This window comes from Streptomyces lushanensis, assembly GCF_001700515.1.
Taxonomy (GTDB): Bacteria; Actinomycetota; Actinomycetes; order Streptomycetales; family Streptomycetaceae; genus Streptomyces; species Streptomyces lushanensis.
In genome coordinates this window covers 1-13488 of sequence record NZ_MAUD01000302.1, presented here as the reverse complement: position 1 = coordinate 13488, position 13488 = coordinate 1, and the positions used below count along the sequence as shown (strand labels likewise).

The 13488-nt window shown below is 72.2% G+C and carries 12 protein-coding genes; 3 read left to right on the top strand and 9 right to left on the bottom strand.

Annotated features, from left to right (window positions below):
- Nucleotides 1-85 precede the first annotated feature (85 nt).
- Complete coding sequence (locus BFF77_RS23545) at nt 86-1369, bottom strand: adenylosuccinate synthase (protein ID WP_066953135.1); 1284 nt, start codon at nt 1367-1369, stop codon at nt 86-88.
- Between the two features lie 250 nt (nt 1370-1619).
- Here BFF77_RS23545 and BFF77_RS23540 point away from each other — a divergent pair, with 250 nt between their 5' ends.
- A complete protein-coding gene (locus tag BFF77_RS23540) occupies nt 1620-2489 on the top strand; it encodes a diacylglycerol kinase family protein (RefSeq protein WP_066953133.1) in 870 nt (289 codons plus the stop codon).
- 185 nt (nt 2490-2674) lie between these two features.
- Here BFF77_RS23540 and BFF77_RS23535 read toward each other — a convergent pair whose 3' ends face one another.
- Nucleotides 2675-3178: a GbsR/MarR family transcriptional regulator gene (locus BFF77_RS23535; RefSeq protein ID WP_425424421.1), complete on the bottom strand. Its 504-nt coding sequence runs from the start codon at nt 3176-3178 to the stop codon at nt 2675-2677.
- A gap of 252 nt (nt 3179-3430) precedes the next feature.
- On the opposite strand from BFF77_RS23535, the gene BFF77_RS23530 reads away from it, so the two are divergent.
- Complete coding sequence (locus BFF77_RS23530; RefSeq protein WP_066953131.1) at nt 3431-4426, top strand: ABC transporter ATP-binding protein; 996 nt, start codon at nt 3431-3433, stop codon at nt 4424-4426.
- Nucleotides 4423-6090, top strand: coding sequence for an ABC transporter permease (locus BFF77_RS23525; RefSeq protein ID WP_066953129.1), 1668 nt, complete (start codon nt 4423-4425; stop codon nt 6088-6090). The genes BFF77_RS23530 and BFF77_RS23525 overlap by 4 nt, the downstream gene beginning before the upstream one ends.
- A 130-nt stretch (nt 6091-6220) precedes the next feature.
- On the opposite strand, the gene BFF77_RS23520 is transcribed toward BFF77_RS23525, so the two are convergent.
- The 7 genes from BFF77_RS23520 to BFF77_RS23490 all read right to left on the bottom strand — a co-directional run bounded on the left by BFF77_RS23520 (nt 6221) and on the right by BFF77_RS23490 (nt 13452).
- Nucleotides 6221-6919, bottom strand: coding sequence for a response regulator (locus BFF77_RS23520; protein WP_066953127.1), 699 nt, complete (start codon nt 6917-6919; stop codon nt 6221-6223).
- Nucleotides 6916-8286, bottom strand: a complete 1371-nt coding sequence (locus tag BFF77_RS23515) for a sensor histidine kinase (RefSeq protein ID WP_066953126.1) — start codon at nt 8284-8286, stop codon at nt 6916-6918. The genes BFF77_RS23520 and BFF77_RS23515 overlap by 4 nt, the downstream gene beginning before the upstream one ends.
- 281 nt (nt 8287-8567) lie before the next feature.
- Nucleotides 8568-9452, bottom strand: coding sequence for an alpha/beta hydrolase (locus BFF77_RS23510; protein WP_066953124.1), 885 nt, complete (start codon nt 9450-9452; stop codon nt 8568-8570).
- Between the two features lie 146 nt (nt 9453-9598).
- Nucleotides 9599-10906 (bottom strand): kynureninase, encoded by a 1308-nt coding sequence (gene kynU, locus BFF77_RS23505; RefSeq protein ID WP_079125420.1) that lies wholly within the window; start codon nt 10904-10906, stop codon nt 9599-9601.
- Complete coding sequence (locus tag BFF77_RS23500) at nt 10899-11744, bottom strand: tryptophan 2,3-dioxygenase (RefSeq protein ID WP_066953122.1); 846 nt, start codon at nt 11742-11744, stop codon at nt 10899-10901. Before BFF77_RS23500 ends, kynU begins: the two co-directional genes overlap by 8 nt.
- Before the next feature lie 147 nt (nt 11745-11891).
- Nucleotides 11892-12878, bottom strand: a complete 987-nt coding sequence (locus BFF77_RS23495) for a DUF3152 domain-containing protein (RefSeq protein WP_079125419.1) — start codon at nt 12876-12878, stop codon at nt 11892-11894.
- Between the two features lie 160 nt (nt 12879-13038).
- A complete protein-coding gene (locus BFF77_RS23490; RefSeq protein ID WP_066953120.1) occupies nt 13039-13452 on the bottom strand; it encodes a DUF3151 domain-containing protein in 414 nt (137 codons plus the stop codon).
- Nucleotides 13453-13488: the final 36 nt, after the last annotated feature.

Genomic DNA, 13488 nt, shown 5'->3' with positions numbered 1-13488 from the left:
CCCGGCCCTCACCACCGGCGGTGCCGCGGATGCTCCACAGGTGCCGGGTGCAGCAGGTGCTACGGGCGCAACAGGCGCCTCGGTCCTACAGGAACGAGTTGATCTCGATCGTCTCCGTACGCCCGGGACCCACACCGATCGCCGAGACCGGCGCGCCCGACATCTCCTCCAGCGCCTTCACGTACGCCTGCGCGTTCTTCGGCAGATCGGAGAAGCTCTTCGCCTTCGTGATGTCCTCCGACCAGCCGGGCAGATACTCGTACACCGGCTTCGCGTGATGGAAGTCCGTCTGGCTGTAGGGGAGTTCCTCGACACGCCGGCCGTCGATCTCGTACGCCACACAGACCGGGATCCGCTCCCAGCCCGTGAGCACGTCCAGCTTGGTGAGGAAGAAGTCCGTCAGCCCGTTGACCCGGGTCGCGTACCGCGAGATCACCGCGTCGAACCAGCCGCAGCGCCGGTCGCGCCCCGTCGTCACACCGCGCTCGCCGCCGATACGGCGCAGCGCCTCGCCGTCCTCGTCGAACAGCTCCGTCGGGAACGGCCCGGCGCCGACGCGCGTCGTATAGGCCTTGAGGATGCCGATGACCCTGCTGATCTTCGTCGGCCCCACGCCCGAGCCCGTACAGGCACCGCCCGCCGTCGGGTTGGACGACGTGACGAAGGGGTAGGTGCCGTGGTCCACGTCCAGCAGCGTGCCCTGACCGCCCTCGAAGAGGACGACCTTGCCCTCGTCGATGGCGTTGTTGAGCACCAGGGTAGTGTCGGACACGTACGGCTTGAGCTGGTCCGCGTAGGTCAGCAGTTCCTCGACGATCTTGCCGGACTCGATGGCACGCCGGTTGTAGAGCTTGGCGAGGATCTGATTCTTGAAATCGAGGGCGGCGTCGACCTTCTGGGTCAGGATCGACTCGTCGTAGAGGTCCTGGACCCGGATACCGACGCGGTTGATCTTGTCGGCATAGGTCGGGCCGATGCCCCGGCCCGTCGTCCCGATCTTCCGCGAACCGAGGAACCGTTCCGTCACCTTGTCCATGGTGGTGTGGTACGAGGTGATCAGATGAGCGTTGCCGCTGATCAGCAATTTGGACGTGTCGACACCACGCTCGTTGAGCCCGCTCAGCTCGGAGAGCAGGACGGCGGGGTCGACGACCACCCCGTTGCCGATCACCGGGATACATCCCGGGGAGAGGATTCCGGAAGGGAGGAGATGCAGTGCGTACTTCTGGTCGCCCACCACGACCGTGTGGCCGGCGTTGTTGCCGCCCTGATAGCGCACGACATAGTCCACGGATCCACCGAGCAGGTCGGTGGCCTTTCCCTTGCCTTCGTCACCCCACTGAGCACCGAGCAGCACAAGTGCGGGCACAGGCGTACACCCCTTCCGGGCGGGGCATGTCCAAGGTCGGGGGCCGCGCACGCCGTCCATGTGGCTCACGTTTGCCGTAAGACCCACAAGACCCGCAGCCGTAGGACTTCAAGCCGTAGGACTTCAAGCCATAAGACTTCGCACGACGTTGTTCGCACGACGTTGTACGAGATCGGCCCTGACCGTCGAACCGGTGCCCCGGAACAGACGAAGCCCCTGGCGCAGTAGCGCAAGGGGCTCTTGCACAAAGATGCTACCCGAAGGAAGGACCGAGCTGTTGGCTCCAGGGCCCGCGGAGAGCGGCGCGCAGCAGCTTCTGGTGGTCATCGACCCGGTCGCGAGCCGGACCGACGGTGAATCGGTGCGGATCGCGAAGGACGTGCTCAGCGCGGGTGCCGCGGTGAAGTTCTGCTTCCCCGACGGTCCCGAGGAGTTCGCGCGGGCGCTCGCCAGACGGAACGGCAGACGGCCCGTGGTGGTCGGTGACGACCGCGCGCTGCTGCGTACGGTCTCCCTGCTCCACCGCGAGCGGGAGCTGGCCTCAGGGGCGCTCTCGCTGGTGCCGGTGGGGGTCTCGGTGGAACTCGCGCGCTCGCTGGGCGTGCCGACGGGCGCGGTCGCGGCGGCGCGCGCCGTGCTGGACGGAGTGGTGCGCCGCCTCGATCTGCTGGTCGACGACAGCGACGGAGTGGTGCTGGGCGATCTCCGTATCCCGGCCCTGCCCGCCCTGCCCACGGCGGGCGCGGCGCCGGTGGGCGCGTCGGTCTGGCACGCGTGCCGTTCGCTGGTGCGTACGTTGGTACGGCCGGTTCCGCACGCGCTCGGAGGCCAGGCGTACCGGCTGCGGGTGGAGGCGGACGGCGTGGTGCTGAACGATCTGGACGAACCGGTCGAGGGCGTGACGGTCCGCTCGCACGGCGGCCGGGCGGAGGTGGTGATCCGTGCGTACGGTTCACCCGAGACGGTGACGGCGAGCGCGCTCTCGGTGACGGTCTCGGGCGCGGACTTCCGCTATCGCGCGGACGCGCGGGTCACAGGGCCGGTGCGGACGCGGACCTGGACGCTGCGGCCGGGCGCGTGGGAGCTGACCCTGCCGAGCTCGGCGCCGGTACGGCCGTAGGCGCGCCGCCGCCGGAGAGCCGGAAAAGACCCGGCGCGGCGGCCGGTGCGCCGGAAGACCCCCGGCGGCCGGACAGCCGGAAGAGCCGGGAGCCGGCGCGCGCGGCCCGCGGTGGGCCCGGCCCCGGCGGGACGGGCCGTCGCGGGCCCGGCCGTCGCGGGGTGCGGCCGTCGCCGGCCCGGCCGTCAGGTGTCTCGCGGCTTCACGCGTCCTCCGGCCGCCCCCGGGGCCCCGCCCTCGTACGACAGCGTCTCCCGGTACTCGTTCCAGCGGTCCAGCAGCGACAGCAGCTCCTTCTGGAGGAACTCGAAGAAGGCCACGGTCTCCGCGACCCGCGCGCCCGCCGGCGTGTCCCTGCCCAGCGTCTCCACGCCCTCGCGCAGGGCCTGCTCCCAGCGGGTCATCACCGAGTCCCGCTGGGTCAGGCTGGCGTACCAGACCTGATTGTGCAGCCGGTAGCGGTCACGGCGGGAGCCCGGGTCGCGCTCCCTGCTGACCATGCTGACCTGGGTGAGATAGCGGACCGCGCCGGACACCGCGGCGGGGCTGATGCTGAGCCGCGCGCTCAGCTCGGCGGAGGTCATGCTCGCGTCGTCCGAGGCGAGCAGGGCCGCGAAGACCCGGGCCGCCGTGCGCTGCATCCCGGCCTCGGTCATCTCGGCCGCGAAGCGCTCGACGAACCGGGACACGGCCTCCTCGTCCCGCCGCGGACCGCTCCCACCGATCCCACCGCTCTCAGCGCCCCCGCGCTCACCGCTCCGGCGCCCGGCTTCGATCTCAGCGCTCTCAGCGCTCTCACGGTTTCCGCCGCTCATCGCCCCATCGTCTCCCGCGCTCGGCACCCGCCCCCGGTGCTCCCGGTTCTTCCCGATCTTAACGCCCCGCCTTTTAACACTTCCTTAACTTCACAACTTTCTGAAAGTAGCGTACTTTCCGAAAACATGACGAAGGCAATCAGCGTCGCCGGACTGCACAAGTCGTTCGGCCGCACGCACGCGCTGGACGGCCTCGACCTGGCTGTCGAGACCGGTGAGGTCCATGGCTTCCTCGGTCCCAACGGGGCGGGCAAGTCCACCACCATCCGGGTCCTGCTCGGGCTGCTGCGCCCGGACTCGGGCGCGGCACGGCTCCTCGGCCGCGACCCGTGGCAGGACGCGGTCGAACTGCACCGGCGCCTGGCCTACGTACCCGGCGATGTGACGCTCTGGCGGAATCTCTCGGGCGGAGAGGTCATCGATCTGTACGGGCGGCTGCGCGGCGGGCTCGATCCGGCGCGGCGGGCCGAGCTGATCGAGCGCTTCGAACTCGATCCCACCAAGAAGGGACGTACGTACTCCAAGGGCAACCGGCAGAAGGTCGCGCTCGTCGCCGCGTTCGCCGCGGACGTGGATCTGCTGATCCTGGACGAGCCGACCTCCGGGCTGGACCCGCTGATGGAGGAGGTGTTCCAGCGGTGCGTCGAGGAGGAGCGCGAGCGCGGCACGACGGTGCTTCTCTCCAGCCATGTGCTGAGCGAGGTCGAGGCGCTCTGCGACCGGGTCAGCATCATCCGCAAGGGTGTGACCGTCGAGTCGGGTTCGCTCTCCGAGCTGCGGCATCTGACCCGTATGAGTGTCAGCGCGGAACTCGTCGGCGCGCCCGGCGGACTGGCCCGGCTGCCCGGCGTCCACGATCTGGACATCCAGCCGTTCGAGGGGGGCCGGGGCCACCGGGTCAGGCTCCAGGTCGACACCGACCGGCTGGACGCGGTCCTGCGCTCGCTGTCCGAGTCCCGCATCCGCTCGCTGACCTGCACACCGCCCACGCTGGAGGAACTGTTCCTGCGCCACTACGCGGCGGACGACCCGGGCGGGGCGGGCGCGGCGGCCCCGGCCGACGGCACGGACGCCTCCGGCGCGGACGGCGCTCCCGGTGCGGCGGCGGCGGTGTCACGATGACCGCCACCGCCGTCGCCGTACCGCCGGCCCGCACCACGGGCTCCCGGCAGCTCACGGGCACCGGACCGCTGACGCGGCTCGCGCTGCGCCGCGACCGGATCATCATCCCGGTCTGGGTGCTGGTCATCGGCGGTTCCTTCCTGTCCGTCGCGCAGTCCTTCTCCGCGCTGTACGACACGGCCGCCGAGCGGGCCGAGGTCGCACGGTCCATGACCGCCAACGCCTCGCTGCGCGCCCTCTACGGCCCCGTCTTCAGCGACTCCCTCGGGGGGCTGACAACCTGGCGCACGGTCGGCTTCGGGGCCGGGCTCGCGGCGGTGATGAGCCTGGTGGTCGTCGTACGGCACACCCGGGAGGAAGAGGAGACCGGCCGTCAGGAGATGCTCTCCTCGGCGATGGTCGGCCGCCGGGCGCCGCTGACCGGCGCGCTGCTCGCGGCACTGACCGCCAACGCCGCCCTGGCCGTGGTGATCACCGCGGTGGTCGCCGTGTACGCCCGTACCCCCGGCGGGAGCGGCGGCACGACCGGCTCCGGGATCGGCGGCGGGCAGTTGGCCGGTGCGGCGGCGCTCGGCCTCGCCACCGCGGGCGTCGGCATGCTCTTCGCCTGCACCGCGGCCATCGCCGCGCAGATCACCGAGAACGCGCGTCTCGCGAAGGGCATGACGGCCGCGGTCGTCGGCGCCGCGTATGTGCTCAAGGCCGCGGGCGACGCCTCGGCCGACGACGGCTCCTCCGTACTGACCTGGCTCTCCCCGCTCGGCTGGGCCGAGAACGTCCGGGCCTTCGCCGACGAGCGATGGTGGGTGCTGCTGATCCCGCCGGCCGCGATCGCCGTCCAGGCCGTCATCGCGTACACGCTCGCGGGCCGGCGCGACATCGGGATGAGCTTCCTGCCCGCCCGGCCGGGCCCCGCGCACGGCGGTCCCGGCACGGCGGGCGCGCTCGCGTGGCGGCTCCAGCGCGGAGGTGTTCTCGGCTGGGGAGCCGGTTTCGTGACCGCCGGGGTCATCTTCGGCTCCCTGACCGACGGCGCGGCGGATCTGGTCGGCGGCAACGAGCAGACCAGGGAGATCTTCGAACGCATGGGCGGCCGGCAAGGGCTGACCGACAGCTTCCTCGCCGCGATGACCGGCATGCTCGGCATGATCGCGGCGCTGTACGTGGTCTCCTCGGTGCTCCGGCTGTACGGCGAGGAGACCGCCGGACGCGCGGAACCGGTCCTGGCGGGCGCGGTCGGCCGGCTGCGCTGGGCGGCGGGCCATCTGCTGATCGCCTTCGGCGGCGCGGCCCTGATCATGCTCCTCGGCGGTCTCGGCCTGTTCCTCGGACACGGCCACGACCTGCCGGGCCTCCTCGGCGCCTCGCTCGTACAGCTTCCGGCGATCTGGGTACTGGGCGCGCTGGTGGTCCTGTTGTACGGCGTCCTGCCCCGGGCGGCCGTGGCCGGCTGGGCGCTCGCGGGCCTCGCCCTGGCCCTGGGCTGGATCGGCCCGGCGCTCGATCTGCCGCGCCCGCTGATGAACCTCTCGCCCTTCGGCCATCTGCCCAAGCTCCCGGGCGCGGAGATGTCCTGGCCTCCGGTACTGATCCTGACGGCACTCGCGGCGGCGCTGCTGGCGGCGGGCCTCGCGGGCCTGCGACGCAGGGACATGTCTGCCTAGAGCGTGGCCGTACACCACCGGCCGGTGGCCGTACGCCGTCGGCCCGCTTCGTCCACAGGCTGTGGACGAAACGGGCCGGCGCGGCGCTGTCTCGTGACGGCACCGGGCGGCGACCCGGCGCGTTGCCGTCTCAGCCCGGTGTGACCAGACGTGCCTCGTAGGCGAAGACCGCCGCCTGCGTACGGTCCCGCAGGCCCAGTTTCACCAGGACGCGGCTGACGTGCGTCTTGATCGTGGACTCCGCCACCACGAGATGCCCGGCGATCTCCGCGTTGGACAGACCTTGCGCGATCAGGACCAGTACCTCCGTCTCGCGCTCCGTGAGATCGCCGATCCGGGCCATCGCCGGGGCCCGCGGGGTGTCCGCCAGTTTGGAGAACTCCGTGATCAGCCGCCGGGTCACGGTCGGCGCGAGCAGGGCCTCGCCCGAGGCCACGACCCGTACGCCGTCGGCGAGCTGGCGCGCTGAGGCGTCCTTGAGCAGAAAGCCCGAGGCTCCCGCGCGCAGCGCCTGGTACACGTACTCGTCCAGATCGAAGGTGGTCAGCACCAGCACCTTCGCGTCGGCGTCCGCCGTGACGATCTCACGGGTCGCGTCGATGCCGTTCAGCTCCGGCATACGGATGTCCATCAGCACGACGTCCGGGCGCAGGGCCGCGACCTGGGAGACCGCCTCGCGGCCGTTCACGGCCTCGCCCACGACCTCGATGTCGGGCATCGCGTTCAGCAGCACCGAGAAGCCCTCGCGGACCATCACCTGGTCGTCGACGATCAGCACGCGAATCGTCGCGCCGCTCGTCACAGCGCTGGTCACGCCCTCGCCCGTCATGCCGCTTCCCCGTCCCGCCCCACGGCCTGCTTCCCGTCCCGGCCCCGGTCCCGCGCGTTGTCCCGGTCCCGAGCGCCGTCCCGTGCCTCGTCCCGATCCGTCGCCACCGGGATGAAGGCCGCGACCTCGTAGCCGCCGTCCTCGGCCGGGTCCGCGGTCATCTCACCGTTGAGCATGGTCACCCGCTCCCGCATCCCGGTGATGCCGTGCCCGGCGCCCGGCGACGGCTTGACCGGGCCCTGCGGCGCGGTGTTCACGATCCGCAGGCCGAGACCGCCGAGCACGTACGCGATCTCGACGCTCGCGGTCGATCCGGGCGCGTGCCGCAGCGCGTTGCTCAGGGCCTCCTGGACGATGCGGTACGCCGACAGCTCGACGCCCTGCGGCAGCTCGCGCACCGCGCCGGTCACCGTCTTGCGCACGGTCAGACCGGCGTCCCCGACATTGCCGAGCAGCCCGTCGAGATCGGCGAGGGTCGGCTGCGGGGCGTCGGGCGCCTGGTAGTCCTCCGCCCGTACGACACCGAGGACCCGGCGCAGCTCGGTCAGCGCGGCGACGGCGTTCTCCCGGATCGTGACAAAGGCCTGTTCCAGCTCGGGCGGCGGATTCTTCACCCGGTACGGGGCCGCCTCGGCCTGGATCGCGACCACCGACATATGGTGCGCGACCACATCGTGCAGCTCACGGGCGATGGTGGTGCGCTCCTCCAGGAGCGTGCGCCGGTCGCGTTCGACCGCGGTCACGCTCTGCTGCACCGCGACCTCCTGCCGCGCCTCCCTGCGCACCTGGAGCAGGCTCACGGTCAGCAGGACGAGCGCGGAGACGAAGAGCATGGGGACGCCCGTGGACCGGTACCCGTACGGGGTGAGGAACACCTCGGAGAGCAGCACGTACGCCGCCGTCATCACCCACAGCCAGGCGGCGGTGCGCGGACGCGTACGGGCCGCCACCACCGTCATCACGATCAGATAGGCGGCGAAGGCGCTCGGTTCCCAGGGCCAGTCGCGGTATCCCGTGACACTCAGCGCGGCGGACAGGGCCAGCGCCACCCACCAGGCGCCGACCGGCCTGGTCAGGGTCAGCAGCACCGGCACGACGGGCAGCAGACGGAACAGCGAGCCGCCGTCGGCGAAGCCGATGAACAGCACCAGCAGCGCCGCCACCACGATGACCGCGTGCGGGGTCCGGGACGCGTACTCCCGTATCCGGCCCGGCAGCCGGCGTGTGATCGGGCCGTCCGTCCGCAGGGGCGCGAGCGGACGGTAGGCGAAGGCATCGTGGAAGAGATCCTGGCGCAGGCTGCCGAGGGCTCCCGCGGCCAGGCGGAACTCGGGGCTCCGGGTCTTCCCGGTATCTGTCTCGGTCACGTTGCCACGGTAGGGGCAGGTACGGAAGGGGTCGTCAGCACGGAAGCGGATCCTTTTCCGTCCGTCGCAGGTACTACACGCTCCCACCAGGCACGCCGCGGCCTGAGCCGGCCCCGCGCTGTGCGACGCCTCACGCGCGGGAGCGCGCCGACCGCGCGCGTGGCGCTCCGGGCGCACCCCGGCACTCCGGGGCACACCTCAGGCGCTTCGTCCGCCCTCATCACACAAGCCCCGGTCGTCCCATGGGCCCGGTCACCACATGCGGCCCGGCACGGGCCCGGTCACCAGGCGAGCTGGGCGATCTCCTCCGCGACCACCGCGCACGCGTCCGCCGTCGGGTCGATGAGCGGGAAGTGGCCGACGTCCTCCAGCAGCGTCAGCCCGACCGTCTCGCCCGCCCTGGCCGCCGCCGCCACGTACTCCTCGGCGACCGCGTACGGCACGGTCAGGTCCGTACGCCCCTGGACCACGGCGGTCGCGATTCCCGTCGGCAGCAGCGCCGCCGGATCCGCGCTCTCCCTGCGCCGCTTGAACTCCTCCTCGCCGCCGAGCAGTTGGTGAATCGCTCCGCCGCACACATCCAGCTCCACGGCCCGTACGAGATCCGCGATCGGCGCCAGCGCGACGACTCCGCGCAGCGGCGGCGGTTCCGGCAGCCGCCAGGGCGAGCCCTCGGGCAGCACATGACGGGCCGAGGCCCAGAGCGCGAGATGGCCGCCCGCGGAGTGCCCGGTGACGACCGTCCGCCGGGCGTCGGCCTGCGGAAGCGCCTCCGCGGCCAGCGCGGGCAGCGCGTCCATCGCCGCGGCGATGTCGTCGAAGGTCTCCGGCCACCGTCCCGCGACCGGTGCGCCACCGCCCTGCCGCGGAACCGCGGGACCGCGCCGGTACTCGACATTGGCGACCGCGAAGCCCCGGCGGGCCAGGAAGTCGGCGAACGGCGTCAGATGCTCACGGTCGTACGGCGCCCGCCACGCGCCGCCGTGCAGAACGACGACGAGCGGCACCCGCTCCTGGTTGGCCCGGGGAGCGTAGAAGTCGATCACCTGATCAGGATGGTCGCCGTACGCCGCACTGGCGTCGGGCCGGACGGCCGGGAGGGCGAAGACCGACTCGGTCTCTGCGGCGTCACGAGCGACGGCATCGTGCGCGGCGGGGTCCGGCATCTTGCGCCAACCTTTCGGTACGGGGGCCGAATTGACCTGGTCAGCGGGGACGGTATCAGCCCCGGAGGGGGTCGATCACCCCGCTTCCCGGTGCGGGTGCCGCCCCGGCCCCCCGCACCGGTCCGCGGGATGCGTCCGGCCGTCCCTCAGGGGGCGGCCGGGATCTCGCGGAGGACTTCCCCGAGCACCCGCGCGGCCCGTTCCGCGTCGGCGAAACCGATGTAGATCGGGGTGAATCCGAAGCGCAGCACATCCGGTCTGCGCAGATCGCCGACGATCCCCCGGGCGATCAGCGTCTCCATGACCACGGGCGCCTCGGCGCAGCGCAGGGCGACCTGGCTGCCGCGTTCGGCATGCGCGGCCGGTGTCAGCGGGGCGACCCGGCCCGGCGGTGCGTACGCGCTCACGCACTCCAGGAAGAAGTCCGTGAGCGCCAGGCTCTTCTCGCGCACCGCCTCCACCGTCACCCCGGCCCAGACGTCGAGGGCCGCCTCCAGCGCCAGCATGGAGAGGATGTCCGGGGTGCCGACCCGGCCGCGCACGGCTCCCTCCGCAGCCGCGAAGTCCTGTGTCATCGCGAACGGATCGGCGTGCGAGGTCCAGCCGGGCAGCGGGGAGTCGAAGCGGTCCTGGTGACGCTCGGCGACATAGAGGAAGGCGGGTGCGCCGGGCCCGCCGTTCAGATACTTGTAGGTGCATCCGACGGCGAGATCCACCCCATGGGCGTCCAGACCGACCGGCAGCGCGCCCGCGCTGTGGCACAGGTCCCAGACGGCGAGGGCCCCGGCCTCGTGCACGGCCGCGGTGATCCCCGGCAGGTCGTGCAGCCGGCCGGTACGGAAGTCGACATGGTTGACCAGCGCCACGGCCGTACGCGGCCCGAGCGCGCCGGGCAGTTCCTCCGGCACGACGGGCACGATCCGGCTGCCGGTCATCCGGGCCGCGGACCGCGCGATGTAGCCGTCCGAGGGAAAGGTCGTGGCGTCGACGAGGATCTCGTCCCGGCCGGAGTCCGCGAGGCGTACGGCGGCCACCACGGCCTTGAAGACATTGACGCTGGTGGAGTCGCCGACCACGGTCCGGCCGGGGGCGGCACCGATGAGCGGCGCGATCCGGTCGCCGATCCGCTCGGGCGCCTCCCACCAGCCGCTCTCGGTCCAGGAGCGGATGCGCAGCTCGCCCCACTCGCGGGCGATCACCTCCTGGAGGCGTTCGGGGACATGGCGGGGCAGCGCGCCCAGCGAGTTGCCGTCGAGATAGACGACATCGTCCTCAAGCGTGAACAGCTCGCGCCGGCCGGCCAGTTCATCGGCGGCGTCCAGCGCGGCGGCCCGCGCGGTCAGGGACCATGTCCGCGCGGCCGGGGACCCGGGCAGAGCGGCCGGGGACCCGGCCCGCGCGGCGGGCGGCTCGGCCTGCGGGGCGTCGGCCTGTGAGGCCAGGGACTCAGACATGGCTGCGCGCCGTCCACAGCTCGGGGAACACGTTCTTCGTCGCGCGCTTCTCCAGCCAGGCGACGCCCGCGGAGCCGCCCGTACCGGTCTTGGAGCCCATCGCGCGCCGGGTCGCCACCAGATGGTCGTTGCGCCAGCGCCAGACCAGCTCCCCGACGTCCGTCAGCGCCTCACCCAGCCGGATCAGTTCGCCCTGCTGGTCGGGGTCCGCGTAGATCCCGGTCCAGATCTCCTCGACGGCGGGCGACGGCTCGTACCGCCGCGCGGGATCGCGGTCGAGCACGTCCGCCGGCACCGGCAGCCCGCGCCGGGCGAGCAGCCGCAGGACCTCGTCGTACAGGCTCGGCTCCTGGAGCGCCTTCTCCAGCTCGGCGTGGACGCGGGGCGCGCCCCGGTGCGGGACGAGCATCGACGAGGACTTCTCGCCGAGCAGGAACTCCATCCGCCGGTACATCGCCGACTGGAAGCCGGAGCCCTCGCCGAGCGCCCCGCGGTACGAGTTGAACTGCGCGGGTGTGAGCTGGGCGAGCGGACGCCAGGAGGCGTTGAGCGCCTCCAGCTCCCGCACGGAGCGCTTGAGCGCGTCGACCGCCACCTGGGTGCGGTCCTCGCGCAGGGCGCGGGACGCGGTCTCCCATTCGTGGACGATGACGGTGAACCACAGCTCCATGACCTGGGTGGTGACGAGGAAGACCATCTCGCCGGGGTCCTCGGAGCGTGGATGCTGGAGGTGGGTGAGGACGTCCGCCTGGACGTAGTCCTCGTACGGGGTGGTCCCCGCGAAGTCGAGATTCGGGGCTTCCGAACCGGCTCCGGGGGCATCGGGGGCGTACGACATCGCTGTCTCCTCGATAGGAACTGCCGGGTAGCGGTCCGCCCCTTTCCGTGTGGTTACGGAGCCCCGGTCCCCTCCCGGCATCATAAGCCGGGGGCCGCGTGCGAGGTCAGGGCCCGGAGGCCGTTCGGCCGCCCGGATCCGCGGCGCTCAGACCCGCGGCCCGGTGATGTACTTCCCGTCCTCGCCGTACGGCCAGGCGTTGGACACACACCCGTCGAGTCCCTTGATCTGCTGCATCATCACGGGCGCGGGCCTGCCGGAGCCCGAGCAGCCCAGATGGTGGCGTATGCCGATCTCATGGCCGACCTCGTGGTTGATGATCAGATGCCGGTACTCGGCGGCCGGCCCGTCGAACGTCGGCGATCCCAGCACCCAGCGGCGCAGATTGACCACGACGCCGTCGACGGTCTCGCAGTTCAGCTCGCCGCGGGTGTTGAGGCCCTGGGCGAGACAGAGCCGGTCGGCGGTGGCGGGGGTGGCGATACGGATGACGAAGTCGGCGTCGGCCTTCGAGGAGACGAGCTGGAAGGAGCCCCGGCCGTGGGCGGCCCAGCCGTGCGGATGGGCGAGTATGAGCTCTATCTCGGCGGCGGCCTCCGTCGCGGATATGTCGACGCCCTTCTCGACCTGGACCCGGTAGCGGCGCAGTGGCCCCGAGCCGACCCGGCCGCCCTCGGTCCGCGCGGTGGTGAAGGTGCCGGGTCCCGAGACGGGCACCTGGGGCGGGCCGGAGGAACCGGAGGCGGCGGGGGTGCCGGATCCGGAGAAACTCGCCTCACCGGCACCGTCCCCGGACCCGGCTGCCGCCCCGGAGCCGTCACCGGACCCGGAGCCGCCGCCGCGCGCGGGCCGCGACGACCGCGCGGACGGACGCGTCGGGGACGCCGACTCGGCGGGCACGCTCCGGGACGGGCCGACGGGTACGTCGATGACCTCACCGGCCGTGGAGGGCCCTTCGCCGGCGCCCGGCAGCAGCGCGTACACCACACCGCCGAGGACGATCACGACCGCCAGGCCGATCCCGCCGAGCGCCGACGGGCCGAGCGGACGGCGACGGTTGACACCGCGCCTGCCACGGCGACCGCCGGCCCGCCCACGACGGCCGCCCCGACGAGTGATGACGCGCTTGCCCAAGACGGGACTTCTCCCCTGGTGGGTACGGACGGTGGACCCGCGGGGCGTGCGGTCGTACAGACGACCGAAGGCCCGCGCCCTGGCAGACGGGCTGGGCCTTCGAAAGGTTCCGTTCGTGATCGAACGACTTCACGCACGGGACATGGCGCGCGGCTGCCGGTCAGCCGAGGGTGTCGGCCGCCAGTGCCGAGGAGTCACGCAGAAACGTCGAGCAGCGCTCGTACTCGTCCTGCTCCCCGATCGCCTGCGCGGCCCGCCCGAGCGCGTGCAGCGCGCGGAGGAAGCCGCGGTTCGGTTCGTGCTCCCACGGCACGGGGCCGTGGCCCTTCCAGCCGTTGCGGCGCAGGGCGTCGAGCCCGCGGTGGTAGCCGGTCCTGGCGTACGCGTACGACTCCACGACCCGGCCGTTCTCGAACGCGTCGTCGGCGAGCTGTGCCCAGGCCAGCGAGGACGTCGGATACTTCGCGGCGACCTCGGCGGGCGCCGTCCCGCCGGCGAGCAGCTCACGCGGCTCGGGATCATCGGGAAGGTGAGTGGGGGGCGGTCCCCCCAGAAGGTCTTTGTGGATGGCCATACCTACAGTCTGCCCTGCCCCGCCCCCAACCCCTAC